The sequence below is a fragment of the Acidimicrobiia bacterium genome (assembly GCA_035948415.1).
Taxonomy (GTDB): domain Bacteria; phylum Actinomycetota; class Acidimicrobiia; order IMCC26256; family PALSA-555; genus PALSA-555.
This window is the reverse complement of record DASZJD010000017.1, coordinates 48,771-75,010: the sequence shown is the minus strand read 5'-3', so window position 1 is coordinate 75,010 and position 26,240 is coordinate 48,771. Positions and strand designations below refer to the sequence as shown.

Here is a 26,240-nt window from a genome sequence, read left to right as displayed (position 1 = left end):
CGCGTCCCGGACGCTGGACCACAGGGAGCGAGATCACGAGCGAGATCGGAGGCAGAGGCGGACGACGGAGTAGTGGATGGCGAACGTCCGGCCCGGCAGCTCGTGTTCGCGGACTGCAGCTGGTCCGGCCTCACGAGCTGGGGCACGGACGCATCGTTCGCGGTCCCCAGAGCAGGGTGAGGATCTCAAGCGCGAACGAGACGAGGACGAGGCCAGCGAGGTTCTCGACGAACGACAGCGCCAGGAGCATCGACGCTCGGCCGATGTCGCAGACAGGCATCACCTTGCGGCGGTCGAGTCGGTCGGTGAGGACACCGCCGACGGTGCCGAGGAAGAACCCGGGCACGACGCGGGCGAACATCACGAGGCTCACGGCCGCGCCGGAGTTGTTCGAGATCCGAGCCGCGATGGCGAGGATCGCGATGAGGCCGATCCAGTCGCCGGTGCTCGAGATGACCTGCGCCATCCAGAGCGGGAAGTACGAGCGGGGGCCGAAGACGCGCCAGAGGGGCGGGCGCCTCATCGGGGTGCGGCGGGATGAACGGGGCGCGGGGGTCCTCGCTCACGGCGACGCTCAGCGTGCGGGCTTACGTGCGAGTGGCGCCCTTGCGTACGGTGCGGCGCGTCGTGCTCGGCGGCTTCTTCCGCTTCGCGGTGCGCTTGGCCGGCTTCTTGGCCGGACCGCGGGCGGCCCGCTCGCTCAGCAGCTCGACCGCCTGCTCGAGGTCGACCGACGCGGGGTCGACGCCACGGGGAACCGTGGCGTTCAGCTGCCCGTCGGTGACGTACGGCCCGTACCGGCCGTCGAGGACCCGCACGGGCACACCGGTCTCGGGATGTGGCCCGAGCTCGGCGATCGGCGGCTTCGTGCGGCGGCCACGGCGCTTCGGCTGCGCGAAGATCGCTTCGGCTTGCGCCATCGTGACCGTGAACAACTCGGGCTCGCTGTCGAGACTGCGGCTCTCGGTCCCCTTCTTCAGATACGGGCCGTACCGCCCGTTCTGCGCCGTGACCTCGACGCCGTCGCCGGTGACGCCGACGGTTCGGGGCAGCGAGAGCAGCGCGAGCGCGTCGTCGAGGGTGACGGTGTCGACCTCCATGCCCGAGAGCAGCGACGCGCGCTTCGGCTTGTCCTTGGCGCCGTCGACGCTCTCACCGAGCTGGACGAACGGCCCGTACCGACCCGTGAGTGTGAGCACGGGAAGTCCTGACTCCGGGTCCGTGCCGAGCACCCGCGGGCCCGCCGCCCCCTTCTCGAGAAGCTCCTCGGCCTTCTCGACCGTGAGCTCATCGGGGGCCAAGTCGACCGGCACCGGCGCCCGCTCCTCGCCGCGCACGACGCTGGCCCCGTTGTTCCAGACCCGGACGATGATCTCGCGGCCCTGCGGGTCGTGCCCGATGGGCACGGCGTTGACCTCGGCCGGGTCGATGGTCGCCAGGTGCTCCTCGTTGACGAGGTCCTTGAGGCCGGTCTGGCCGTTTCCGAACCAGAACGCATGGAGCCACTTCTCCGCTTCGCCCTCTCCCCGGGCGATGGCGTCGAGAGCCTCCTCCATCGTCGCGGTGAACTCGTAGTCGATGAGGTGCGCGAAGTAGCGCTCGAGGAGCTGCTGCTTGGCGAAGGCAGTCCACGTGGGAACGAGCGCGCTGCCCTTCTTCCAGACGTAGTCGCGGCGCAGCAGGGTGTCGATGACCACCGCGTACGTGGACGGTCGGCCGATGCCACGCTCTTCGAGCTCCTTGACGAGGCTGGCCTCGGTATAGCGAGCCGGAGGCTGCGTGGCGTGGCTCGAGGGCTCGATGGTGCGGCACTGCACCGGGTCGCCGGTCTCCAGCGGCGGGAGGATGACCTCGCGGTCCTCGAGCTCGGCGTCGGGGTCGTCGGCGCCCTCGACGTAGGCGCGCAGGTAGCCGGGGAACTCGATCGTGCGGCCCGTGGCCTGGAACACGGCGTGCTCGCCGCTCGGGGCTCGGGCCGTGAGGCGGACGGTCACGCGCCGCACCCGGGCGTCGGCCATCTGGCACGCGACGGTGCGCTTCCAGATCAGGTCGTAGATGCGGCGCTCGTCGGCGCGCAGCTCACCGGCGAGGTCGTCGGGGAGCCGCATGGCGTCGCCGGCGGGCCGGATGGCCTCGTGGGCCTCCTGGGCGTTCTTCACCCGGCCGCGGTACTGGCGCGGCTCGGCCGGGAGGTAGTCGTCGCCGTAGCGGGCTCGGATCTGCTCGCGCGCGGCCGTGATCGCCTGGTCGGAGAGGTACGTGGCGTCGGTCCGCATGTAGGTGATGTAGCCCTGCTCGTACAGGCCCTGGGCCACAGCCATCGTCCGGGCGGCGGTGAAGCCGAGCTTGCGACCCGCCTCCTGCTGGAGCGTGGACGTCGTGAACGGCGCCTTCGGCCGCTCCGTGAGCGCCTTCGCCTCGACCGATTCGACCCGGAACGGCGCCGCCCGCAGACCCTCACCGAGGGCGTGGGCCGTGGCCTCGTCGAGGCGGGCGACGTCGGCGCCGGCGGCCAGCTCGCCGGTCGTCGGCTCGAAGTCCCGGCCGGTGGCGAGGCGGCGGCCGTCGAGGGCGACCAGCCCCGCTGGGAACTCGGCGCCGTGGGCGGTGAAGGTGCCGGCCAGGTCCCAGTACGTGGCGGCCCGGAACGACATCCGGGCCCGCTCCCGCTCGACGACGAGTCGGGCGGCCACGCTCTGGACCCGTCCCGCCGACGTCGCGCCGCCGGCCCGGCGGCGGGTGACGACCGACATCTCGTACCCGAAGAGGCGATCGAGCTTCCGGCGCCCCTCCTGGGCTTCGACGAGGCGCATGTCGAGGTCCCGCGGGTTGGCGAGCGCGTCGTCGATGGCGTGAGCCGTGATCTCGTGGAAGACGAGGCGTTTGACCGGCACCGACGGGTGCAGCACCTCGAGCACGTGCCACGAGATGGCTTCGCCCTCGCGGTCCTCGTCCGTCGCGAGCAGCACCTCGTCGGCGTCACGGAGCGCGTCCCGCAACTCCTTCACGACGTCGCGCTTCTTGTCCACGACGACGTACACCGGCTCGAAGTGGTTGTTCACGTCGATGCCAAGGCGGCGAGTCTCGGGATCAGTGACGGTCTTCGGGACCTGCTTCGCGCTGCTGGGCAGGTCCCGGATGTGACCACGGCTGGCCAAGACCTTGTATCGGGCGCGCCCGAGGAAGCCCTCGATGGTCTTCGCCTTGGCCGGCGACTCGACGATCACGAGCGTCTTCGCCACGTCCGTTCCTCACACTGCGCCTCAGCGTGCGCTGGGGCGTCCCAGTTTGGCCGGCGCCGTGCGCCGCGGGGCGCATCGGGCGCGGGGCGGGCCGCAGTCTAAGGTGACGGCCCGTGTTCAGAGCAGTCATCGGCGTCCTGGGCCTCGACCCGAAGAGCATCTTCGATTCGCTGAGCCCGTACGGCGAGGTCATTGCGTGGCTCATCGTGTTCGCCGAGACCGGCTTGCTCCTCGGCTTCTTCTTGCCGGGCGACTCCCTGCTCTTCACCGCTGGCATCCTCGCCGGACAGGGGAAGCTTCAGTTGTGGCTGCTGATCCCCGGCGTGTTCGTCGGCGCCGCCCTCGGTTCCGAGGTCGGGTACCTGATCGGCGCGCGGATCGGGCCGCGGCTGTTCCGACGCCCCGACTCACGGTTCTTCAAGCAGGAGTACGTGGAGCGAACGCACGAGTTCTTCGAGCGTTACGGATCGAAGGCCATCGTGCTGGCCCGGTTCGTTCCGGTCGTCCGCACCTTCACGCCGGTGATGGCCGGGGTGGGCCGGATGAACCGGCGCGTTTACTCCCTCTACAACCTGGTGGGCGCGCTGATCTGGGCCGTCGGGGTCTCGCTGCTCGGCTACGCGCTCGGAAACGCGGTCGGCGGGAACATCGACAACTACCTCCTGCCGATCATCGCCGTCGTCGTCGTCATCTCGCTGCTGCCGGCCTTCTTCGAGTGGCGGCGGGCCCGGCGACGAGCGGCCACCCCTCCGACGCCGACCGACGCCGCCGGCCCCCTGGTCCCGGACGACCAGGCCTGACCGGGCCCTACTCGCCGGCGGAGGCCCCAGCGGGCTGACCCTCGGCGGCCAGTTCCCCGGCCACCTCGGCCGATTCCTCGGCGAAGGCACCGCCCTTCCGCTTCGAGAAGGCGATGGCGACCAGGAGCACGACCAAGGCGCCCGCAGCGATCCCGTAGCGCGCCACGTCGTCGTTCCGCAGGCTGATGATCGTCGGCAGGATGAGCAGCGACACCAGGTTCATGACCTTGATGAGCGGGTTCAGCGCCGGACCGGCGGTGTCCTTGAACGGGTCGCCCACGGTGTCGCCGATGACGGCGGCCTTGTGTGACTCCGAACCCTTCCCGCCGTAGTGGCCGTCCTCGATGAACTTCTTCGCGTTGTCCCAGGCTCCCCCCGCGTTCGAGAGGAACACGGCCATCAGCTGGCCAGTGAGGATCACGGCGGCGAGGAACGCCCCGAGCGCGAGGTAGCTGATGCCGAACCCGACGATGACCGGCGCGAGGACCGCCAGCAGCGCCGGCGTCGTCAGCTCGCGCAGCGCCGCGGTCGTGCAGATGTCGATGACCTTGTCCGTCTCGGGGGGGTCGATCCCTTCCATGATGCGCCGCTCGCGGAACTGCCGGCGCACCTCCTCGACGACCGTGCCCGCCGTCCGGCCGACGGCGCGGATGGCGAGCGAGGAGAAGAGGAACGCGATGGACCCGCCGATCAGGAGGCCGATGAAGGTCTTCGGGTCGGCGACGTTGATCGACGCTCGAGCGTCGCGGAAGAGCGCCGAGCCGACCTTCTTCAGGCCGAGCTCGGTGCCGATCGTCTCGATATAGGAGGAGAACAGGGCGACGGCCGCGATGACCGCCGATCCGATCGCGAATCCCTTCGTCACCGCCTTCGTCGTGTTCCCGACGGCGTCGAGGCTGACCATGATCCGCTCCGCCTCGCCGCTGAACTCGCCGGACATCTCGGCGATGCCGGCCGCGTTGTCCGCGACGGGGCCGAAGGTGTCCTCGGAGACGACCACGCCGGTCGTGGCGAGCATGCCCATGCCGGTCAGGGCGACGAGGTAGAGGGAGAACTGGAGGTTGCCGTTCCCGAGGGCGATCCCGACACCGAGCGCGGCGGCGATCGCCACGATCGACCACACCGTGGACTCCAACCCGCTGCTGACGCCGGCCAGCACGGTGGTGGCAGGCCCGGTCCGCGTGGACTCGGCGATCTCTTGGACCGGCCGCGTCTCGGTCGAGGTGAAGTACTCGGTGAGCCGACTCACGACTTGGGCCAGCACGAGCCCGATCACGACGGCGCCGACCACCCGCCAGCCCTCGTCGCCGTGGTCGTTGCCCACGTAGAAGAGCCCGACCGCGCCCACGCCGAGCACGGTGAGGACACCCGCGGACGCGAAGCCCCGGTTGATGGGGGCCATCGCGGACCGGTCGCGCTTGGTGGCCCGAACGAGGAACACGCCGACCACGGAGGCAAGCACACCGATGGCCCGAGCGATGAGCGGGAAGATGAGGCCGAGGGCGGGGTTGGCCCCGATCGATGCGAACGCGGGGACGCCCAGGATGATCGCGGCGACGAGCGTGACCTCGTAGGACTCGAAGAGGTCGGCGGCCATGCCGGCGCAGTCGCCCACGTTGTCGCCCACGTTGTCGGCGATCGTCGCCGGGTTTCGCGGGTCGTCTTCCGGGATCCCCTGCTCCACCTTTCCGACGAGGTCGGCGCCGACGTCGGCCGCCTTCGTGAAGATGCCCCCCCCGACCCGCATGAAGAGGGCGAGGAGCGACCCGCCGAACCCGAACCCGACCAAGATGGCCGTGGCCGTGTTCTGGAACAGCATGATGATGATGGTGGCGCCAAGGAGGCCGAGGCCGACCGTGTACATGCCGGCCACGCCGCCGGTGCGGAAGGCGATGCGCAGCGCCTCCCGCAGTGACCCTTGTCGGGCGGCGGCGGCGGTGCGCACGTTGCCGCGGACGGCGAGGCTCATGCCGATGAAGCCCGTGAGCCCCGACAGCACGGCGCCGGCGATGAAGGCGCTGGTCCGGAAGGCACCGGACGCGCCGAATGACAGCGCCACGCCCCCGCCGGGCTTGGCGATCGTCGTCGAGGTCAGGAACACGAACGCGGCGACGGGGAGGAGGATCAGGCCGATGGTCCGGAACTGCCGCCGCAGGTACGCCATGGCGCCCTCTTGGATGGCCCGGGCGATGGCGATCATGTTCGGCGTGCCCTGGTCGGCGGCGAGCACGCCGCGGACGAGCGCGACGCCGACGCCGATGGCGAGGACCGCCACCGCAGCCGAGAAGATCAGCCAGCCCCATTCGCCGCCGGCGAGGGTGAAGCGCTGGTAGCCACCCTCGGCGGCGAGGACGCTCAGGCCCATCCCGCTCGAACTCCTTCCCCGCTCCTCGGTCGGCCTCCCGGCCTCGGGCGCACCGAGGTCGAGCCCGGCCCCGCCGGGAGGAGCGCACGCTAGCCGGTGACTGCGACGGTCGGCAGGGTCCTGTCGGCGCGACCGGCGGACTCGGCGCGCACGGCCACGACGTTCCCACGTCGTGCTGGGGAACTTCGGAGTTTCGCCGGCGGTGCTACGACGGCGGGGGCGGGCCGGCGACGGCGCCGCGGCCTCGCCTCGGCCGCTGGGATCGCCGAAGACCGGCATTAGCCTGGGCGATCGTGGAGGCCGCGTTCTTCGACCTCGACAAGACCGTGATCGCCAAGAGCAGTGTGCTGGCGTTCGGTCGTCCCTTCTACCGGGAGGGCCTCCTCTCCCGCGCCGCCATCGTGAAGAGCGTGTACGCGCAGGTGGTCTTCATGCTCGTCGGTGCCGACGAGGGGAAGATGGAGAAGCTGCGGGTGGCGATGCTCGAGCTGATCCGGGGCTGGAACCGACGCCACGTCGCCGAGATCGTGCGCGAGACGCTGGAGGAGATCGTGACGCCGATCATCTTCAAGGAGGCCCTCGACCTGATCGCCGAGCACCAGGCCGCCGGCCGCCGAGTGGTCCTCGTGAGCTCGTCGCCCGAGGAGGTCGTGTGGCCGCTCGGCGAGCACCTCGGCGTCGACGAGGTGATCGCCACCCGAGCCGAGGTCGACGCCGACGGCAACTACACGGGCGAGCTCGCCTTCTACGGCTACGGCCCGAACAAGGCCGAGGCGATCCGGAAGCTCGCCGCCGAGGAGCGGATCGACCTCGAGGCCTCGTACGCCTACTCCGACTCGATCACCGACGAGCCGATGCTGCGGGCGGTCGGCCACCCGGTGGTGGTGAACCCGGACCGGGAGCTGGGCCGGGTGGCGCGGGCGGAGGGCTGGGAGATCCGGCACTTCGCGAAGCCGGTCCGGCTGCGCGACCGGATTCCCGGCGAGCCGGCCTGGACCGCCAGCGGCGCCCTCGCCGCGGCCGGGGCGGGCGTGGCCGTGTGGTGGTGGCTGCGGCACCGCGAGCGCGCCGCGGCCTGATGCCCGCCGATCCCGGCCGGATCCGCCTCGCCCACCTGCCCACGCCCCTCGAGCCCATGGAGCGGCTCGCCGAGGCGCTCGGCGGCCCGCCCCTGTACGTCAAGCGGGACGACTGCACCGGCCTGGCCCTGGGCGGCAACAAGGCCCGCAAGCTGGAGCCGCTCTGCGCCGAGGCGATCGCCACCGGGTGCGACGTGCTCGTCACCGGCGGCGGACCCCAGAGCAACCACGTGCGGATGACGAGCGCCGCCGCCAACCGTCTCGGGTTGGTCTGTCACGTGGCGCTGGCCGGCGACCCCCCGGAGACGCCCACCGGGAACCTGCTCGTGGACCTCGTGCTCGGCGCCCGGCTGCACTTCACCGGCCCTGCCACCTACTACGAGCTGGAGGCGGCGATCGAGAAGCTCGCGGCCGACCTGGCGCGGGAGGGCCGACGACCGTTCGCGATCCCGGTCGGCGGGGCCTCAGTCACGGGCGTGGCGGCCTACGCCGACGCCGCCGAAGAGCTCGTGGGGCAGTGCGCGGAGCGGGGCGTCGACCTCGGTGTCGTCGTCGTCGCCGACGGCTCCGGGGGCACCCACGCCGGGCTGCTCGCGGGGCTGGGACCGGGGGTCGACGTTCTCGGCGTCGACGTCGGGACCCGTCCCGACCTCGACGTCACCGTCCCCCGCCTGGCCGGCGAGGCTGCGGTTCGCACGGGACGGACCGCGCCGTCCGCTCGCTCGTCCATCGACCACGACCGGTTTGGGGCCGGCTACGGCGCCGTCACGGAGCCGACGCTCGAGGCGATCGCGCTCGCGGCGCGTCTCGAGGGCCTGGTGCTCGACCCGGTCTACTCCGGGAAGGCGATGGCGGGGCTCGTGGCGGCGGTGCGCGAGGAGCGGCTCTCGCCCTCGCGCCCGGTGGTGTTCTGGCACACCGGCGGCTCACCGGCGCTCTTCGCCGACCGCTACGCCTCGTGCTTCGGCGCGCCGGGCTGAGCCCGGACGCGGGTCGGGCCCGCCGCAGCGGGCCCGACGTCGAGGTTGGGACTGGCTCAGGCCTCGCGGAGCTTGCGAGCGACCGCGACCCCGACCATCACGATGATCAGCAGGAGCAGGACCTTCTTCACGGCGCCCTCCGGGTCGGTGGCTGGAAGACGCGAGGTTACCCGGGTGGGCGCTGCTGCGTCGCCGACGGGTCGCCCTCTACGCTCCGCCGCACGTGAGCACGGCCGCGGCGGGAAGTCAGCTCCTCTACGAGGAGAGGATCGGCCCGGCGCCGCGCGCCTGGGCGTGGCTCCCGGTGATCGTCGTCATCACCGCCCTCGCCCTCGCCCCGATCGTGGTGCCCCTCGCGCTCGCGGCGTGGTTCCTGAACGTCCTGCGGTATCGGGGGGCGGTGGTTCGGGTCGACGACGACTACATGTGGGTGAACCGCCGGTGGGCTCGTCTCGCGGCCCTCGACCCGGCCACGCTCGGCCGGGCCAGCAACACCTGGCCGTGGCGGTCTTTCAGCCCCCGCTACCTCGGCGCCAACCCGATCTGGACCCGGGACTCGGTGGGCCTGCGGGGCGTCGACGGCGGCAAGCGCTACTGGGTGTCGGTGGGGACGAACCACCGAGAGGACCTCGTGCGGGTCTTGCGGGCCGCGATCCCGGCGGCGAGGGACCGGGCCGCGACCATGCCACCGGGTCTGCCGCCGCCGGGGTGGAACGCCGACCCCTGGCAGCAGAGCCGGCTGCGATGGTGGGACGGCCGGCAGTGGACCGGGTACACGTGGCCACCGGCCCCGGGGTCGTCGTCGTGATCCCGATGGCCGACGAGAACCCGGTGCGGCGGTTCCCGTGGTGCACCGTGCTGCTGATCCTGACGTGCGCGATCGTCTACTTCGCGGTGCAGCCGAGCCGCGCCATCAAGTTCTCCTGGAGCGGCATCGCCGAGTCGGTCAGCGCCGGCGACCTGCGCTTCGTCGTCGACAACGCCGGGATCCCCTGCGAGCTGGTGCGGGGCCGACCCCTCACCGAGGAGGAGTACCGCCGCACCTTCGTCGAGGGGGACACCGAGGCCTGCACGCACGCCGGCGGCCCGGCGCACTCCCCCGGGAAGAACGTGTACCTCGCCGCCGTGCTCACGATGTTCCTGCACGGCAGCATCCCCCACCTGTTCGGGAACATGCTGTTCCTCTGGGTGTTCGGCAACAACATCGAGGACCGCAAGGGCTGGTGGCGGTTCCTGCTCCTCTACCTTGTCGGGGGCGCGGTCGCGACCGCCACCCAGGTGACGATCGACCCGAGCTCGACGGTCCCGATCATCGGGGCCTCGGGAGCGATCGCGGCCGTCATGGGCGCCTACCTCGTCTGCTACCCGAGGGCGCGAATCAAGTCCATGATCTTCTTCGGTCCGCTGCTGCTGCGGAAGGTGACCGCGGCGTGGCTGCTGGCCGTGTGGTTCGTGCTGCAGTTCCAGTACGTGCTGGCCAACGCCGGGATCGCGTGGGGCGCGCACGTCGGGGGGTTCACCTTCGGCGTGCTCGTGGGCGGGTACTGGCGGCTGCGCGAGCGCGCCCACGATCGAGACACGCCGCCGGTCGCGGCGCCGGTCCCCGCCTGATAGACCGCTGCCGGAGGTGAACGGGGTCTGGTGGCCCCCCTCGTCTTCAAAACGAGTGGGACGGGTGATCCCTGTCCGGTGGGTTCGATTCCTGCCACCTCCGCCGCTGCAGCACCTGACGGCACGCGAGCGCGCCGACGTCGAGCTGTGGAGATGGGAGGCGACGCGCCGCGCCGCCCGGGTCACACCGCCAGCAGGTCGCGTGCGCCGGTGTCGGCGGACGGGTGGCGCAGCTTCGACATGGCCCGGGCCTCGATCTGGCGGATGCGCTCCCGAGTCAGGTTGAAGTACTCGCCGACCTCTTCGAGGGTGCGGGGCTCGCCCCGGTCGAGGCCGAACCGGAGCGCCAGGATCTGGCGCTCGCGCTCGTCGAGCGGTCCGAGGAGCTTCTCGATCTCGTCGGGGAGCAGCGCCGTCGCCGCCACCTCGAACGGCGACTCGGCCGAGCGGTCCTCGACGATGTCACCGAGCTCGGCGTCGCCGTCCTCGCGGAGCGGCTCGGACAGCGACAGCGGCTCGGCCGCGAAGCGCAGCGCCTCCGTGACCTTGTCCTCGGGCATCTCGACCTCGACCGCGAGCTCGGCCAGCGTGGCCGGACGACCCAGCTTCAGCTCGAGCCGCGACCGGGCCTTCTGGAGTCGGGCCAGCGTGTCACCGGCGTGGACCGGGAGGCGGATGGTGCGGCCGGTGTTGGCGATGCCCCTGGTGATGGCCTGGCGGATCCACCAGGTGGCGTAGGTCGAGAACTTGAAGCCCTTGCGCCAGTCGAACTTCTCGACCGCGTGCATGAGCCCGAGGTTCCCCTCCTGGATCAGGTCGAGCAGGGGCAGCCCGGAGGCCTGGTACTTCTTGGCGATCGACACGACCAGCCGCAGGTTGGACTGCACGAAGGTCCGTTGCGCGTACTCGCCCTCCCGGGCGGCGCGGCGCAGCTCGCGCTTCTTCGGCGGGGTCAGCTTCTTGGCCGGGAGTCGCTCGATGTCCTCACGGGCGGCGTTGCCGGCCTCGATCTGCTGGGCCAGGCGGACCTCGTCGTCCTTCGTCAGCAGCGGGTACTGGCCGATGTCGGTCAGGTAGAGCCGGACGAGATCTTCCTCGTCCCGCTCGACGCGCTCCTTCGCCACTGGTGCCTTTCGAGGTGTGGATGGTCGCCGCGGACGCCGGCGCTCCGGGGCCCGGGAAGCGTGTTCCCGCAGGTGAGGGGCGGTTCTCCCGTACCATACGGTCCGTGTCAAGCGAGCCGGACGGCCCGCCTCGCCCCGTGGCGACCCGCGATCTGGGGTCTCCACGGTATCGGGACCGGCGGCCTCGGTCGGCACCGAGGCGGCTCAGCGGGCCAGCGCCGCCTCGACCTCGGCCCGTCGCCGGGCGGCCCGGTCGGCGTCGGCGCTGCCGTCGACGAGACCCTCGAGGACCACGAGGCCCTCGGCCAGGTCGGCCCGCTCGTCCTCGGTCACGAGGCGGAGCCGGCGGGAGGTGGGGCCGTCGCTCCAGGGGCTGAGCCAGTCGAGGGTGCGGTCGTAGCCGCTCAGCAGCCACGGGAGCAGCGCCTGGTAGACCCCGGCGAGCCGCTCGGCCGTCGTGCTGGCGGCGGGGCCTCGGGCGGCGTCGATGGCTGGGGGCCAGCGGTCGTCGGCCGGCGCCACCAGCCGGGCGGGGTCGTGGGCCCGGGTGGCCGGCAGCGCCTCGGCGAGCAGCTCGGCGTGCCAGCCGTGGTGGCGGCTGTGCCGGGCGAGGAGCAGCTTCGCCGCCGGCTCGGGGACGTCCGGCACCCAGGCGCCGAGCACCCGGAAGCAGGCCGCCTCGACCCAGCAGGCCTGCCCGAGGAGGGTGGCGGTGGCGTCGATGCTCAGCACGGCCGGGATGGTAGGTGCGGCCACGTCGAGGTCCCGCTCGTGACGGGCGGCCCGTCCCGTCAGAAGGGGCGGGGCTCGAGCTCGGGCCGGGCCGGGGCGCCGCGGGCCGCCAGCTCGGAGACGGCGATGCCGGTGAGGATGACCGCGGCGCCGACGAGCTTGACCGCGCCGAGCCGCTCACCGTTCGCGTAGCCGGCGATGCCGGCGAAGACCGGCTCGAGCAAGAGGATCAGCGCGGTGCGGCTCGGTGGGATCCGCCGCTGGCCCCACACCTGCAGCGACAGGGCCACCGCCGAGCAGACGACGCCGGTGAAGGCGGCGGCGAAGAGCGCGAGGCCGGAGAGCCGCCCCACGCCCTGGAACCCCGCGGGCGGCAGGCACAGCAGCGTGATGACGAGCAGCTGGACGGTGGTGAACGGGATGGGGTGGAGGCGGCGGGCGTACTCGCCCTGGTACACGATCCACACCGCGAAGAGCGCGGCGCCCACCAGCGTGGCCAGCTCTCCGGTCCCCAGCGCGAGCGTCGCCCCGGTGAGCAGGTAGAGGCCGACGGCCGCGACCGCGACCCCCGCGAGCACGGGGGACGCCGGCCACCGCCGGCGGACGACCGCCTCGACGATCGGGGTGAGCACGACGTAGAGACCGGTGATGAATGCCGACGTCGACGGCGACACCAGCTGCAAGCCGATGGTTTGGGCGGCGTACCCACTGGCGAGCAGCGTGCCGGCCAGCAGCCCGGCGCGAACGAGAGCCCTGCGGTCGTCCCCGCGCCGCCGCCCGATGACGACGGCGAAGGGGGCCAGGACGGCGACCGCGATCGCAAACCGCAGCACGAGGTACGCGAAGGGCTCCACGTCGCCGAGGGCGTCGTGGACCAGGGGGAACGTGGCGCCGAAGCAGAGGGCGGCGAGGACCAGCGCGCCCTCGGCGGCGTACCGACGCACCGACCTTCCGGCGCTAGCCGGGCCAGCGGTTCGTGATCGGGAGCCGACGGTCCTTTCCGAACGCCTTCGGGGACACCCGCACGCCCGGAGGGGCCTGACGCCGCTTGTACTCGTTGCGGTCGATGAGCCAGGCGACTCGCCGAGCCGTCTCGGGGTCGTAGCCCTCCTCGGCGAGCTCGCCGACGGACCGGTCGCCCTCGACGTAGCCCTCCACGATCGGGTCGAGGGCCGCGTAGTCGGGCAAGGAGTCGCTGTCGCGCTGGTCGGGCCGCAGCTCGGCGCTCGGCGGCTTCTCGAGGACGGCGTCGGGGATGAGCGGCCGCCCGGCGTGCTCGTTCCGGTCGCGGGCCAGCGCGTACACGAGCGTCTTCGGCACGTCCTTGATGACCGCGAAGCCCCCCGCCATGTCGCCGTAGAGGGTGGAGTAGCCGGTCGCCATCTCGCTCTTGTTGCCGGTCGTCAGCACGAGCCAGCCGAGCTTGTTCGAGAGCGTCATGAGGATCGTCCCGCGGATGCGGGCCTGGAGGTTCTCCTCGGCCAGCCCGGGCGGCCCGGCCGACAGCGGCTCGGCGAGCATCGACAGGAAGGCGGCGTGAGCCTCCTCGATCGGCACGGTCATGCTGCGGATCCCGAGGTTCGCTGCCAGTGACTCGGCGTCCGACACGCTCCCGGCGCTCGAGAAACGCGACGGCATGAGTATCCCGACCACATGGTCCGAGCCGAGGGCGTCGGCGGCGATCGTGGCTACGAGGGACGAATCGATCCCCCCGGACAGCCCGATCAGCACGTCGGTGAATCCGTTCTTGGCGACGTAGTCGCGGGTGCCGAGAACGAGCGCTTGGTAGACCTCGCGCACCGGCGCCAGCGGCTCCTCGAGCCGGGCTGGGACCGGGGCCTCGCCGAGGCGCACGTCGCTCACCGACACCTCCGGCAGCGGCGCGGCGCGGGCCCGGCCGCGGGGGTCCAGCGCCCGCCGGCGGAACGCGGGCCGGACGTCCACGTCGACGACGAGCAGGTCCTCGGTGAACTGCTGCGCCCGGGCGACGACGTGACCGCCCTCGTCGAGGAACAGCGACGCGCCGTCGAAGACCAGCTCGTCCTGGCCGCCGACCAGGTTCACGTACAGCAGCGGCACCGCCGCGTCGGCGGCACGGGTCGCCAGCATCGTCTCGCGCTCCCGCAGCCGACCGGCGTAGTACGGCGACGCGTTGATGTTCACCACGAGCTCGGCGCCGGCGGCGGCCTGCGTGAGCACCGGCCCGGTCGGGCTCCACGCGTCCTCGCAGATCGTCACGGCGACGCGGGCGCCGCCCACGATGAAGAGCGGCCCGTCCGTCGTTCCCGGAGCGAAGTACCGCTGCTCGTCGAACACGGCGTAGTTCGGGAGCAGGTGCTTGCGGTACGTCCCGACGACGCGGCCGTGGGCGCACACCGCGGCCGCGTTGTACAGGTCGCGGTCGGCCGACGGGTACCCCACCACCGCGGCCGCCCGGCCGGTCCGGGCGGCGACCTTCTCGAGCCACTCGCCGGCCTGGGCCACGAACGCCGGCCGCAGCAGCAGGTCCTCCGGCGGGTAGCCGGTGATCGCCAGCTCGGGGAAGGCCACCAAGTCGACCCCGAGCGCGTCCGCGTGCTCGTAGGCATCGAGGATCCTCGACGCGTTGCCCTCGAGGTCGCCCACCACGAGGTTGAGCTGGGCTGCGGCCACCCGCAGGCGGGGCATGGCGTCAAGGATACGGCCATGCTCCCCGGCCATCCGGCCGTCGCCCGCGACACACTGGCCTGGTGAGTGTGACTGCCGCCCTCGGGCACCCGACGATCGAGGCCGCGATCGAGCGTGCCGCCGACGCTCGCCTGGCCCGCGGCCTCCTCGCCCGTCTCGTCGAAGCCGATCCCGAGGTGGCCGATCGGATCGTCGAGGACCCGCTGCTGCGCGACGCCCTCGTCGCGATCGCCGGGGCGTCGCGCTCGCTGTCGAACGCGCTCGTGAGCGACCCGTCGCTCGTCGCGGTGCTGGAGCAGCTCGACGCCGACCTCGACGCGCCGCCCCCGGCCGACACCCGCGAGCTCCGTCGGTGGAAGCGCCGGCAGCTCCTGCGCATCGCGGCCGCCGATCTCCTCGGGCTCGCGGACCTCCCCGCCGTCGGGCGTCGCCTGGCCGCTCTCGCCGACGCGTGCCTCAGCGTCGCCGTCCAGCTGGCCGCGCCGCGGGACCCGCTCGCGGTGATCGGGATGGGCAAGCTCGGCGGGTGCGAGCTGAACTACGCCAGCGACGTGGACATCCTCTTCGTGCACGAAGGCGACCACGAGGAGGCGGAGCGGGCCGCTCGTCGCCTCCTCGGCATCATGGGCGACCCGGCCGAGGGTGGGATCGTGTTCCGGACCGACCCCGACCTGCGGCCGGAGGGACGCGCCGGGTCGCTGTCCCGGACGCTCGACAGCTACGAGGCGTGGTACGGGCGCTGGGCTCGCCCGTGGGAGTTCCAGGCGCTGCTGAAGGCGCGGCCCGTGGCCGGGGACGCGTCGCTCGGTCAGGAGTTCGTGGCCCGCACCCGGCCGTTCGTCTGGCCCGAGGTCCTCGACCCGGACCTGGTGCGCGAGGCCCGAGTCCTGAAGGAGCGCAGCGAGGCCGAGCTGCGGCGTCGTGGCGTCGGTGCGCGTGAGCTGAAGCGCGGCCCAGGCGGCATCCGAGACGTCGAGTTCGCGGTGCAGCTGCTCCAGCTCGTCCACGGCCGCCACGACACCCAGATCCGCTCGCCCGCCACGCTCGAGGCCCTTCGAGACCTGGCCGTCGGCGGGTACATCGAGGCCCCCGACGCCCGGCGCCTCGAGCGCGCCTACACCTTCCTCCGCACGGTCGAGCACCGGCTCCAGCTGCGAGACGAGGCCCAGACCCACACGCTGCCCGCCGACGTCGCCGGCCGAACCCTGCTCGCCCGCGTCCTCGGCTACCGGGACCAACCCGAGGCGACCGCACTCGACGCGTTCGAGGCTGACCACCGCGTCCACCAGGCGAACGTGCGCGCCATCCACGAGCGCCTGTTCTTCGCCCCCATCCTCGACACGCTGGCCGGCGCCGGCCCGCTCACGGCCGAGGCCGCGGAGGAGCGGCTCACCGCCTTCGGGTTCGCGGACACCGAGCAGACGCGCGTCGCCCTCCGCGCGCTCACCCGAGGCCTCACTCGCGCCTCGCGCGTCCTCCAGCAGCTCCTCCCGGTGATCCTGGACTGGCTCTCGGCCTCGCCCGACCCCGACCTGGGGCTGCTGCAGCTCCGGCGGCTCGCCGAGCACTCGGGGCGAGACCAGGCGCTGGCTCCAACCTTCCGAGACCAGCCCGGCGCGGCCGCGCGCGTCTGCCGGGTGCTCGGCTCGAGCCGGGTCGTCGGCGACGCGCTGCTGCGTCAGCCCGACGTCGTCGAGCTCCTCGGGGACGACGACTGGTTCGCCCGTGAGCGCAGCGCCGACGAGCTGCGCGAGGCGGCCCTGGGCACGCTGGGCTGGCGCCAGGACACCGAGGCCCGGCGAGCGGGGCTGCGCCGCTTCAAGCGGCGGGAGCTGCTGCGCATCGCCGCCCGTGACGTCGTCGGTCTGGCGCCGCTCGAGGTGACCGCCCGCGAGCTCGCAGCGGTGGCCGACGCCTGCGTCGAGGCCGCGCTCCGCTCGCTTCAGCCGCCGTTGCCGTTCGCGGTCGTGGGCATGGGCAGCCTCGGCGGCCAGGAGCTCTCGTACTCGTCCGACATCGACGTCGTGTTCGTGTACGACGGAGACGAGCCGTCCGATTTCGAGGCCGCGGACCGAGTCGCGCGCGATCTCATGCGCGAGATCGGGGCGACGACAGCCGAGGGTCAGACCTTTCGGGTCGACGCCAACCTGCGCCCGGAGGGCAAGGACGGCCCCCTGGCCCGGTCGCTCGAGGGCTGCCGCGCCTACTACGAGCGCTGGGCGCTGGGATGGGAGTTCCAGGCGCTCCTCCGGGCCCGCCCCGTGGCGGGCGACCCCGAGGTCGGTCGTCGGTTCGTCGACCTCGTCGCGCCGTACGTGTACCGGGACTCGTTCTCGGCTGCCGACGCCCGCGAGGTCCGGCGGATGAAGGCGCGCATCGAGCGGGAGCGAGTCCCGCCGGGGGAGGATCGACAGTTCCACCTCAAGCTCGGACGAGGGGGCCTGGCCGACGTCGAGTTCACGGTCCAGCTCCTCCAGCTCCAGCACGGCGCCGAGCACAGCGAGGTGCGGACGACGGCCACCCTGCCCGCACTGCACGCCCTCGGCGCGGCCGGGCTGCTCGACCCCGACGACGTCGCCGTGCTCGCCGCCGCGTACGAGTTCTGCGCCCGCGCCCGCAACGCGACGTACCTGGTCACGGGCCGGCCGGTCGACGCCTTGCCCGCCGGCCCCGACGCGGCACGGATCGGACGGCTGCTGGGCGCGCTCCATCGGCCCGAGGCGACGGTGCGCGACGACTTCCGCCGCGTGACCCGTCGGGCCCGGCGCGTCGTCGAGCGCGTCTTCTACGACCGGCCCGAGGCACCGAGCAGCGGCCCGCTGTAGCGCGCCGCCCGCTCGCCGCGCCGAGCGTCGGGCCGTCGCGCGCCGACGCCGCCCGTCCCGGACGTGCCACGATCGCGCCCCGCGAGGGGGAGGGTAAGCGGTGCGCGGACCGTGGCCGATCGTCGCTGCCGTGGTGGTGACGACCGCGGCCTGCGCCGGATCGAGCGCCAGCCCGGCGACCCACCGGGCTCGCTCCACCACCCCGGCGCCGAGTACCACCACGACCACCGGTGCCGCGCTGCCGTGCGGCGGCGCGACGACGGTCCCGGCGGCGGTGCGGGCCAGCCCGGTGGCCGGCCTCGACCAGAACCCGACCCAGTACCAGGTCCAGAACGTCAGCCTGGCCCGCTCGGACCCGACGTGGGCCCGGTTCGACGCGCTGCCCCAGCCCGGGCAAGAGGGGGTCTACCAGGGCGGCTCGGGCCTCGCGCACTGCGCCGCCGGCGTCTGGACCGTCACCGACTTCGGAACCGCCGCGGTGGGCTGCCCCGGCGGCCCCGTGGCGCCGCCGCCGTCCGCCGTGAGCGCCGACCTCGGGATCGACTGCCCGTGACCGTCGACGCGGCCGCGCCGACGAGCTCGGCCGGCCCGATCAGATGTCGTAGTACATGTAGAACTCATACGGGTGCGGGCGCAGGCGGATCGAGTCGATCTCGTTCTCGCGCTTGTAGCCCACCCACGTCTCGATCACGTCGGGCGTGAAGACCCCACCGGCAAGCAGGAAGTCCTGGTCGGCCTCGAGCGCCGCCAGCGCCTCGTCGAGCGAGGCCGGGACCTGCGGCACCTGGGCCAGCTCCTCCGGCGCCAGGTCGTAGAGGTCGCGGTCGACCGGGTTCGGCGGTTCCACCTTGTTCTGCACCCCGTCGATCCCGGCCATCAGCATGGCCGCGAACGCGAGGTAAGGGTTGCAAGCCGGGTCGGGGCAGCGGAACTCGAGCCGCTTGGCCTTCGGGCTCTTCGAGTACAGCGGGATCCGGACCGCCGCGGATCGGTTCCGCTGCGAGTACACGAGGTTCACCGGGGCCTCGAAACCGGGGACCAGCCGCTTGTAGGAGTTCGTCGTCGGGTTCGAGAAGGCGATGATCGCCGCGGCGTGCTGGAGCAGGCCGCCGATGTACCAGCGGGCCATGTCGGAGATGCTCCCGTAGCCCTTCTCGTCGAAGAACAAGGGGCTGCCACCCTTCCACAGCGACTGGTGGACGTGCATCCCCGACCCGTTGTCCATGAAGATCGGCTTCGGCATGAACGTGACGGACTTGCCCCGGGTGCGGGCCACGCTCTTCGTGACGTACTTGTAGAGCATGAGCTTGTCAGCCATGCGGAGCAGCGAGTCGAAGCGCATGTCGATCTCGGCTTGGCCGGCGGTGCCGACCTCGTGGTGCTGCACCTCGACCTCGACGCCGAGGGACTCCAGGACCGCGATCATCTCGGCCCGGATGTCCTGGTGCTGGTCCATCGGCGGGACGGGGAAGTAGCCCTCCTTGTAGCGGGGCTTGTACCCGAGGTTCGGTGTCCCGTCGAGCTCCGTCTCGCGCCCCGAGCCCCAGACGCCCTCGACCGAGTCGATGAAGTAGTAGCCGGAGTTCTGGGTCTGATCGAAACGGACCTGGTCGAAGATGTAGAACTCGGCCTCAGGCCCGAAGTACGCGGTGTCGGCGAGCCCGGTGCTCTTGAGGTAGTCCTCGGCCTTGCGGGCCACGTAGCGCGGGTCGCGCGTGTACGACTCTCCCGTCACCGGATCGCGCACGAAACAGTTGAGGTTCAGCGTCACATGCTCCCGAAACGGGTCGATGACCGCGGTGTTCGCGTCGGGGATCAGGAGCATGTCGGACTCCTGGATCTCCTGGAAGCCGCGGATCGATGACCCGTCGAACCCGTAGCCGTCCTCGAAGCCGTCCTCGGTCAGCTCGTGGATTGGCATCGAGAAGTGCTGCATGACGCCGGGCAGGTCGCAGAAGCGCAGGTCCACGAACTGCGCGTCGGCGCTCCGGGCGAGGTCGAGGACCTCCTTCGGGGTGCGGCTCTCCACGTCTTGACCCTCCGTTCAGATTCGGCCGACCCCACGGGCCGTCCGCGACCGCGGCTCGCCGAGCCGATGCGGGATGCTGTCACGTCCGCTGTTTCCGCTCCCATTCGCGTCTGTGAACGCCGTGTGAACAGGGGGTTCGGCCCGGCCGCGGCGAGCGAGACCCGCAGCACGGCCTGCCACACTGGCCCCATGCAGCACCAGCTCGACTACGTCCTTCGGACCGTCGAGGAGCGGGGCGTGCGCTTCGTCCGGCTGTGGTTCACCGACGTGCTGGGGTTCCTGAAGAGCTTCGAGATCACGCCGGCCGAGCTCGAGGTCGCGCTCGAGGAGGGCATGACCTTCGACGGATCGGCGATCGAGGGCTACAGCCGGGTGCAGGAGTCGGACATGCTGCTGCTCCCGGACGCCAACACGTTCGAGATCGTGCCCTGGCACGGCGATGACGCCCCGACCGCGCGTGTGTTCTGCGACGTGCACCGGATCTCCAACGAGCCCTTCGAGGGCGACCCGCGCTTCGTGTTGAAGCGGAACCTCGAGCGAGCCCGCGAGAAGGGCTTCACGTTCTATGCCGGTCCCGAGATGGAGTTCTTCTTCTTCCAGTCCGAGACCGCGCCGGAGCCGCTCGACCACGCCGGGTTCTTCGATCTGACCCAGGTGGAGAGCGTCTCGAACCTGCGCAAGCAGGCCATCGTGAGCCTGGAGGCCATGGGCATCCCGGTCGAGTACAGCCACCACGAGCTCGGGCCCAGCCAGCACGAGATCGACCTGCGGTACACCGACGCGCTCACGATGGCGGACAACGTGATCACGTTTCGCCACGTCGTGAAGAAGATCGCCGCCGACGCCGGCGTGTACGCCACCTTCATGCCGAAGCCGATCGCTGGAGACTTCGGCTCCGGGATGCACACGCACCTGTCGCTCTTCGAAGGTGACGTGAACGCCTTCCACGACCCCGGCGACCAGCACGGCCTGTCGAAGGTCGGCAAGTGCTTCATCGCCGGCCTGCTGCAGCACGCCCGGGAGATCACCGCGGTCACGAACCAGTGGGTGAACTCGTACAAGCGCCTCAGCGTGCGCTACGAGGCGCCCGTGTACGTGTGTTGGGCGCGCAACAACCGGTCGGCGCTGGTTCGGGTCCCAGTCACGAAGGCGGGCAAGGAGAGCTCGACGAGAATCGAGTTTCGCTCCCCGGACCCCGCGTGCAACCCGTACCTCGCGTTCTCGGTGATGCTGGCGGCCGGGCTACAGGGGGTCGAGGACGGCTACGACCTGCCGCCGGAGGCGACGAACAACATCTTCGAGCTGACACCCGAGGAGCGCGCCGCCGAGGGCATCGCGGCGCTGCCCGAGTCGCTCGGCGAGGCCGTCGACGTGATGGAGCGCTCGGAGCTGGTGGCCGAGGCGCTGGGCGAGCACGTCTTCGAGCACTTCGTGCGCAACAAGCGGGCCGAGTGGGATGATTACCGGGCCCAAGTCACGCCGTACGAGCTCGGCCGGTATCTCGGCACCTTGTGATGGACATGCTCGAGCCGCTTCTGGTCTTCCCGGACCCACCGCCGCCCCTGCTCGTCCAGACCCTCGACCTCGCCGGCTACCGGTGGAAGGCGGCGGTCAACGTCTCGGCAGCCACGCAGGCCGAGCCCCGCGAGGGGTGGGCGGGCGCGGTCGTGGTGTGCGACGAGGACCCAGAGGGTGCGTTCGGGATGTGCCGAGCGCTGTGCCGGCGCGACGCGAACCTCGTGCCGGTGCTGCTCCTCGCCTCGGGAGCCCAGCTGGCTGAGCTCGAGCTGCGCGAGGACCTGTTCGACGACTTCTGCCTCTCGCCCTTCCACCCGCGTGAGCTCGAGGCTCGGCTGCGGCACCTCCTCTGGCGGACGGGGCGGGGGGCGCGGCCCGAGATCGTCGAGTACGGCGACCTGGTTCTGAACCTCGAGACCTACCAGGCCGGACTCGGCGACCGGCCGCTCGACCTCACGTACATGGAGTACGAGCTGCTGAAGTTCTTCGCCACTCACCCGGGGAAGGTCTTCACGCGGGAGCAGCTGCTGTCGCGCGTGTGGGGCTACGAGTACTACGGCGGTGCCCGCACCGTGGACGTCCACGTGCGGCGACTGCGCGCGAAGCTCGGCGAGGAGCACGCGGGCTGGATCCAGACCGTGCGGTCCGTGGGCTACCGGTTCGGGCACACCCGCGGACTCGCGGGCGGCTGACCGCGCCGCTCAGGCGCCGTCGGGGCTCTGGGCGTCCGCCTGCTTGCTCTCGAGCCAGCCGAAGACCGCGCTCCACAGGGCGCCGACCAGCATCACGCCGACGGGCACCGCGAGCACCATCCCGAGCACGAGGATGATGGCGCCGGGCACGGCGCGAAGGTACCTCCCGGCACGGGTCCGGCCTCGCTTAGCCCCGGGCGGCGCGCGCGGCCCGGGTCGCACGCGTGGGGAAGGCCTCGGGCCGCCGACCCTCGGCGCCGCTGATCGCCTCCCACGCCGCGGCCGCGACCGCTGCGAACACCGCCCCGCTGACCGGGCACGGAGGCCCGGCCTCGTCGACGACGTCGAGGTCGACCGGTGGCATCGCCCGCGCCCGCAGGATCCCGAAGGACCGGATGGTGAGGTCCAGCACCTCGCCGCGCTCAGGGTCCACGGCGATGCCCTCGGTCAGGACCCAGCCGAGGGCCATGTGCGTCGCCCCGAGGCAGAAGGAGCGCAGCACGACCTCGTCGAGCGGGTCACCCCCGGCGACGCGCACCGCGACCCGGGCCAGCCCACCCGCGGCGTCGAGCTCGACTCGGGCGCCGGCAAGCCCGCCCTCGGGGGCGGCGGCGACCGTCGCGAGGCGGACGCCGGCCACTCGGTCGCCGACGCAGCAGCGCGCACCGTCGACGCCGGCCGCCGCGAGTGCGCCCTCCCGCAGCACCGTGCGCTCGGCGAGCGGGAAGGCGCGCAGGCCAGGGTCGGTCGGCGGGCCCGGACACGGCACGCTCGCCCAGTGCTCGCGCACTGGGAGCGTCACGACATCGGGTGCCGGCGGCCACGCGGACGGCGCCGCCGCGTAGCTGCCGTCGATGAAGACGGCACCGTCGCGGACGACCGCGGTCGCCGCGATCGGGGGTCGCTTCGGTCCGAGGCGCACGGTGTCCTCGCGCGAGTACACGACGCGAACGGCACGACCGAGCCGGTCGCTCAGCTCCCGCGCCGCCGCCGGCGCAGCCGAAGTGGTCTTGCCGCCGAACGCGCCGCCGTTCGCTAGCGGGGACGCCGGCTCCCCGCCGGGCTCGCACCACGCCGCGTCCGGCTCCAGGTAGGCCGGCTCGACCCAGCTGGTGGTGAGCCGGACGCCGCCCGGCACCGGAGCGGGGAGCGGGAGCGGCGATTCGTCCGCGCGCGGGCTGCGCCGACCGGGCGGGGTGCCGGCCCGCGACCGGGCGTCGCCGAGCGTCTCGGCGACGACCCAGCGCAGCCCGGCGGCCTCGACGCCGTCGACGGTCGAGCTCGGTGGGACCGGGACGGCCACGAGCGCGTCCGCCGGTGCGGTGTCCTCGGCGAAGCCGCCGCCGCCCGCGGGAACGTCCGGCCCGACCCGCTGCGGGGTGTCGCCCTCGAGCGTCGCCCGCGTCGTGGCGGCCGATAGGCGCCGGCCGGCCTCGGGTCTGACGTCGCCGGTGATCGCGTCGACGATGGTGCGCCACCCGGTGCACCGGCAGAGGTGGGCGCTGAGGGCTCGCTCGACGTCGCTCGGAGCTGTCTTGCCCCGCTCGACGAGCGCGGCGGCTCGCAGCAGGATCCCAGGAGTGCAGAACCCGCACTGGGAGGCGCCGGCGGCGACGAAGGCGTCGACGAGCGTCGACCGGCGGGCCGGGTCCAGCCCCTCGAGCGTCGTCACCCTTCGGCCCGCGACGCGGGTCGCCGGGGTGACGCACGCGACCCGAGCGTCACCGTCGACGAGCACGGTGCAGCAGCCGCATTGCCCTTGGGGGGCACAGCCGTCCTTCAGCGAGCGAAGCCCCAACTGCTCGCGGAGCACCCCGAGCAGCGAGGCGCCGGCGGCGACCGGCACACGCTGGCGAGTCCCGTTGCAGACGAACTCGAGCTGCTGCAGATCGGGCATCCCGCTACGGCAGGATAGGAGCGATGGCGCACACCCCGAGCCGGCGCTCGTTCCTCGCCAGCACGGGCGCGCTCGCGCTAGCCGGCGCAGTCGGCTGGCCCCGCACGGCGGGCGCTACGCAGCCTGAGACATCGAGCGCGTTGAGCGCGCTGCTGGTTTCGAACGACCTCTACGCCTCGCCGGCGCCCCAACGTGTCGCCTTCGCCGTGTACCGCGGCCCGAAGCCGGCCACCGGCGCCCCCGCCCAGCTCGCGCTGGCGCCTCCCGGATCGGCGCAGGGCCAGATCGTGCCGGCGCGCCAGATGAGCGCGGGCCTGCCGAAGGGCCGGGGCGTGTACGTCGTCGAGGCGGTCCTGGACCGGCCCGGCGTCTACCCGGGCGAGGTCCTGACCCTCAAGCACCGCCTCCCCATGTCCCTGGACGTCAAGGCGACCGCCGCCGCCCCGACGGTCGGCAGCGCCGCGTCGCGGGCGCCATCCCCGACGCCCCAGAACCCGCTCGGTGTCAACCCCATCTGCACCCGTCAGCCCATGTGCCCGCTGCACTCGGTCTCGCTGGCGGACGTGATCGGCTCCGGCCGCCCGGTGGCGGTGCTCTTCGCGACGCCGGCGCTGTGCCAGACCCGCTATTGCGGGCCCGTGCTCAACGAGCTCCTGACCACTCGTGGCGCCTTCGAGAGCCGGGTCACTTTCGTCCATGTGGAGATCTACACCTCGAACTCGGGCACCACGCTGGCGCCCACGGTGCAGGCGTGGAACATCCCGTTCGAGCCGTGGTTCTTCACGGTCGACGGCGGCGGCACCATCCGGGGTCGGCTCGACAGCGCGTTCGGCCGCGACGAGATCACACCACTGCTCGAGTCGCTGGTGGCACCGGGCGCCTAGGCCGGACGCGACCGGGCCCACCGGCGCTGACCGGTGGGCCCGACAGCAGTGAAGGCGCTCGTTAGCGCCGCTTCGTGGCCTTGCGCTTCTTCGTAGCCTTGCGCTTCGCGGGCTTGCGCGCCGTCTTGCGCTTGGTCGCGGTGCGCTTCGTGGCCTTGCGCTTCTTCGTGGCCTTGCGCTTCGCGGGCTTGCGTGTGGTCTTGCGCTTGGTCGCGGCGCGCTTCGTGGCCTTTTTGCGGCCGGTGGCCCGCTTGACCGTCTTCTTCGTGGCCTTGCGCTTGGCCGGCCGCTTCTTGGCGACGGCCTTGCGCTTGGCCGGCCGCTTCTTGGCGACGCGCTTCTTGGCGACCCGCTTCTTGGCGACCCGCTTTTTGGCGACCCGCTTCTTGGCGGCTCGTTTCTTCGCCGGCTTCGAGGCGGCCGGGGAGGGTGGTGCCGGGGTCGGCGTCGGCGGCTCCCAGGGGCGGGGCGGAGGCGGACTCGGCGGTGTCGATGGCCCACCCAAGGGCGGGCCAGGCGGCCAGGTCGATGACATGGGCGTCGCTCCCTTCAAGCCGGCGCGGACGCTCGGCAACGAATCACGCGATTGCGCGTAGCGTAACCCGATCACGTCGCCAGATACAGGATTGGACGCGTCAACCGGCGCTCACCCCGCGATCAGGAACGTGGTCGGCCGATCTCGCTCGACCGACCCGGGCGTCGTCCTTACGAGAAGGACTGCCCGCAGCCGCAGGACCGCTCGGCGTTGGGGTTGCTGATCGCGAACCCGGCGCCCTGCAGACCGTCCTTGTAGTCGAGGGTCGCGCCCTTCAGGAGCTGGAAACTCGCCGGGTCGATCACGACCTGGACGCCGGCGTGCTCGCTGCGGACGTCATCGTCCCCGATGTCGCCGTCAAAGAACATCTCGTAGCTGTAGCCCGAGCACCCGCCGGGGCGGACCGCAACGCGCAGCGCCAGCGGCTCGGCGCCGGTCTCGGCCTCCAGGAGGGTCTTGACCTTTCCGGCGGCCGAGTCGGTGAGCTGGAACACCTGGCTGGCGTCGGTGACCTGGAACATCGACATGGCTTCGCCTCCTCCCTCAGCCTACCGGTCGTCTTGGCGGCCGGCGTCAACGGTGACGTGGCAGGGCTCGTGGTCGTACAACGTGGCGAACTCCTCCACCCTTCCCCCGCCCACCTCGTCCACGAGGCCTTCGCACAGGCCTCGGTGGAGGTTGCAGACCAGCTCCGGGTACGCCTCGGCGAGCTCGCGGAACGGGCAGTGCAGGAAGTCGATCCGCACCCCGCCCTCGGACGTGCCGTCGCCGGGTGCCACGGCGGGTTCGAAGCCGAGCCGCTCGAGCTCGGCCGCGAGGGCGCGCACGCACGAGCGGGTCTTGGTGCGATGCGCCGCCTCCGCACCCCAGGCCCGGCCGGTGCTGGCGGCGTCGCCGACGTCGGCGCCGACGCGCTCGGCCAGCGCGGCGAGGAGGCCGGCGAGCAGCGCGTGCGCCGGCGGGTCGAAGCCGAGGCTCGGCGCGCCCGGAGCGAGGAAGTACAGGTGCTGGGGCCGGCCGACCGTCCCCCGGTGCACGGCCTCGGCGTCCACGAGGCCGGCGTCGCGGAGCCGTTCGAGGTGGAGCCGGACCGTGTTGGCGTGGACCCCGAGGCGATCGGCGAGCTCGGGGGCCGACAGGGCGGCGGGCGACGACGCCAGCTCCCGGTAGACGGCGTACCGGGTCTCGTCGGCCAAGGCCTTCAGGACGCCCAGGTCGATCACAGGCTTGACGGTACCCCGCGTGGGGCATATTTTCAAG

Annotated in this window: 23 protein-coding genes and 1 tRNA gene; 11 read left to right on the top strand and 13 right to left on the bottom strand. The window is 72.3% G+C overall.

The window, feature by feature from the left end:
• Window positions 1-130 precede the first annotated feature (130 nt).
• Window positions 131-523, bottom strand: a complete 393-nt coding sequence (locus VG869_02210) for an MFS transporter (GenBank protein HEV3449991.1) — start codon at window positions 521-523, stop codon at window positions 131-133.
• A gap of 64 nt (window positions 524-587) precedes the next feature.
• Window positions 588-3,242: a type I DNA topoisomerase gene (gene topA / locus VG869_02205; GenBank protein HEV3449990.1), complete on the bottom strand. Its 2,655-nt coding sequence runs from the start codon at window positions 3,240-3,242 to the stop codon at window positions 588-590.
• 113 nt (window positions 3,243-3,355) lie between these two features.
• On the opposite strand from topA, the gene VG869_02200 reads away from it, so the two are divergent.
• The gene (locus VG869_02200) at window positions 3,356-4,042 is read left to right on the top strand and encodes a VTT domain-containing protein (GenBank protein ID HEV3449989.1); all 687 of its coding nucleotides are present in this window, start codon (window positions 3,356-3,358) and stop codon (window positions 4,040-4,042) included.
• Between the two features lie 7 nt (window positions 4,043-4,049).
• On the opposite strand, the gene VG869_02195 is transcribed toward VG869_02200, so the two are convergent.
• A complete protein-coding gene (locus VG869_02195) occupies window positions 4,050-6,407 on the bottom strand; it encodes a sodium-translocating pyrophosphatase (GenBank protein HEV3449988.1) in 2,358 nt (785 codons plus the stop codon).
• A gap of 293 nt (window positions 6,408-6,700) precedes the next feature.
• Here VG869_02195 and VG869_02190 point away from each other — a divergent pair, with 293 nt between their 5' ends.
• The 5 genes from VG869_02190 to VG869_02170 all read left to right on the top strand — a co-directional run bounded on the left by VG869_02190 (window position 6,701) and on the right by VG869_02170 (window position 10,180).
• Window positions 6,701-7,486, top strand: coding sequence for an HAD-IB family hydrolase (locus VG869_02190; GenBank protein HEV3449987.1), 786 nt, complete (start codon window positions 6,701-6,703; stop codon window positions 7,484-7,486).
• On the top strand, window positions 7,486-8,466 hold the full coding sequence (locus VG869_02185) for a D-cysteine desulfhydrase family protein (protein ID HEV3449986.1): 981 nt from the start codon (window positions 7,486-7,488) through the stop codon (window positions 8,464-8,466). Before VG869_02190 ends, VG869_02185 begins: the two co-directional genes overlap by 1 nt.
• 223 nt (window positions 8,467-8,689) lie before the next feature.
• Window positions 8,690-9,274, top strand: coding sequence for a DUF2510 domain-containing protein (locus VG869_02180; protein HEV3449985.1), 585 nt, complete (start codon window positions 8,690-8,692; stop codon window positions 9,272-9,274).
• Window positions 9,244-10,077 carry a rhomboid family intramembrane serine protease gene (locus VG869_02175; protein HEV3449984.1) on the top strand — a complete coding sequence of 278 codons (834 nt, stop codon included), beginning with the start codon at window positions 9,244-9,246 and terminating at the stop codon, window positions 10,075-10,077. The genes VG869_02180 and VG869_02175 overlap by 31 nt, the downstream gene beginning before the upstream one ends.
• Window positions 10,078-10,089: 12 nt before the next feature.
• A tRNA-Sec gene (locus tag VG869_02170) sits at window positions 10,090-10,180 on the top strand.
• Window positions 10,181-10,259: 79 nt separating this feature from the next.
• On the opposite strand, the gene VG869_02165 is transcribed toward VG869_02170, so the two are convergent.
• From VG869_02165 to VG869_02150, 4 genes are all read right to left on the bottom strand, one after another.
• Window positions 10,260-11,201 (bottom strand): sigma-70 family RNA polymerase sigma factor, encoded by a 942-nt coding sequence (locus tag VG869_02165; GenBank protein HEV3449983.1) that lies wholly within the window; start codon window positions 11,199-11,201, stop codon window positions 10,260-10,262.
• A 204-nt stretch (window positions 11,202-11,405) separates the two neighbouring features.
• A complete protein-coding gene (locus VG869_02160) occupies window positions 11,406-11,933 on the bottom strand; it encodes a hypothetical protein (GenBank protein HEV3449982.1) in 528 nt (175 codons plus the stop codon).
• Between the two features lie 59 nt (window positions 11,934-11,992).
• A complete protein-coding gene (locus tag VG869_02155) occupies window positions 11,993-12,877 on the bottom strand; it encodes a DMT family transporter (GenBank protein ID HEV3449981.1) in 885 nt (294 codons plus the stop codon).
• A gap of 13 nt (window positions 12,878-12,890) precedes the next feature.
• Window positions 12,891-14,600: an NAD+ synthase gene (locus VG869_02150; protein HEV3449980.1), complete on the bottom strand. Its 1,710-nt coding sequence runs from the start codon at window positions 14,598-14,600 to the stop codon at window positions 12,891-12,893.
• Window positions 14,601-14,662: 62 nt separating this feature from the next.
• Here VG869_02150 and VG869_02145 point away from each other — a divergent pair, with 62 nt between their 5' ends.
• Together VG869_02145 and VG869_02140 are read left to right on the top strand one after the other, a co-directional pair.
• Window positions 14,663-17,425: a bifunctional [glutamine synthetase] adenylyltransferase/[glutamine synthetase]-adenylyl-L-tyrosine phosphorylase gene (locus tag VG869_02145; GenBank protein HEV3449979.1), complete on the top strand. Its 2,763-nt coding sequence runs from the start codon at window positions 14,663-14,665 to the stop codon at window positions 17,423-17,425.
• Between the two features lie 100 nt (window positions 17,426-17,525).
• The gene (locus VG869_02140; GenBank protein HEV3449978.1) at window positions 17,526-17,978 is read left to right on the top strand and encodes a hypothetical protein; all 453 of its coding nucleotides are present in this window, start codon (window positions 17,526-17,528) and stop codon (window positions 17,976-17,978) included.
• Window positions 17,979-18,017: 39 nt separating this feature from the next.
• Here VG869_02140 and glnA read toward each other — a convergent pair whose 3' ends face one another.
• Window positions 18,018-19,454 (bottom strand): type I glutamate--ammonia ligase, encoded by a 1,437-nt coding sequence (gene glnA / locus VG869_02135; protein ID HEV3449977.1) that lies wholly within the window; start codon window positions 19,452-19,454, stop codon window positions 18,018-18,020.
• Window positions 19,455-19,643: 189 nt separating this feature from the next.
• Here glnA and VG869_02130 point away from each other — a divergent pair, with 189 nt between their 5' ends.
• Window positions 19,644-20,969, top strand: coding sequence for a glutamine synthetase family protein (locus VG869_02130; GenBank protein HEV3449976.1), 1,326 nt, complete (start codon window positions 19,644-19,646; stop codon window positions 20,967-20,969).
• Between the two features lie 5 nt (window positions 20,970-20,974).
• Window positions 20,975-21,664 (top strand): response regulator transcription factor, encoded by a 690-nt coding sequence (locus VG869_02125; protein ID HEV3449975.1) that lies wholly within the window; start codon window positions 20,975-20,977, stop codon window positions 21,662-21,664.
• 9 nt (window positions 21,665-21,673) lie between these two features.
• Here the strand turns inward: VG869_02125 and VG869_02120 are convergent, their stop codons facing one another.
• Both VG869_02120 and VG869_02115 read right to left on the bottom strand, forming a co-directional pair.
• The gene (locus VG869_02120) at window positions 21,674-21,814 is read right to left on the bottom strand and encodes a hypothetical protein (protein ID HEV3449974.1); all 141 of its coding nucleotides are present in this window, start codon (window positions 21,812-21,814) and stop codon (window positions 21,674-21,676) included.
• Window positions 21,815-21,851: 37 nt separating this feature from the next.
• On the bottom strand, window positions 21,852-23,561 hold the full coding sequence (locus VG869_02115) for a 2Fe-2S iron-sulfur cluster-binding protein (protein HEV3449973.1): 1,710 nt from the start codon (window positions 23,559-23,561) through the stop codon (window positions 21,852-21,854).
• A 140-nt stretch (window positions 23,562-23,701) separates the two neighbouring features.
• On the opposite strand from VG869_02115, the gene VG869_02110 reads away from it, so the two are divergent.
• A complete protein-coding gene (locus VG869_02110) occupies window positions 23,702-24,445 on the top strand; it encodes a hypothetical protein (GenBank protein ID HEV3449972.1) in 744 nt (247 codons plus the stop codon).
• A 61-nt stretch (window positions 24,446-24,506) separates the two neighbouring features.
• Here VG869_02110 and VG869_02105 read toward each other — a convergent pair whose 3' ends face one another.
• The 3 genes from VG869_02105 to VG869_02095 all read right to left on the bottom strand — a co-directional run bounded on the left by VG869_02105 (window position 24,507) and on the right by VG869_02095 (window position 26,203).
• Window positions 24,507-24,950, bottom strand: a complete 444-nt coding sequence (locus tag VG869_02105; protein ID HEV3449971.1) for a hypothetical protein — start codon at window positions 24,948-24,950, stop codon at window positions 24,507-24,509.
• 200 nt (window positions 24,951-25,150) lie between these two features.
• Window positions 25,151-25,507 carry an iron-sulfur cluster insertion protein ErpA gene (erpA, locus tag VG869_02100; GenBank protein ID HEV3449970.1) on the bottom strand — a complete coding sequence of 119 codons (357 nt, stop codon included), beginning with the start codon at window positions 25,505-25,507 and terminating at the stop codon, window positions 25,151-25,153.
• A gap of 21 nt (window positions 25,508-25,528) precedes the next feature.
• A complete protein-coding gene (locus tag VG869_02095; protein ID HEV3449969.1) occupies window positions 25,529-26,203 on the bottom strand; it encodes a helix-turn-helix domain-containing protein in 675 nt (224 codons plus the stop codon).
• Window positions 26,204-26,240: the final 37 nt, after the last annotated feature.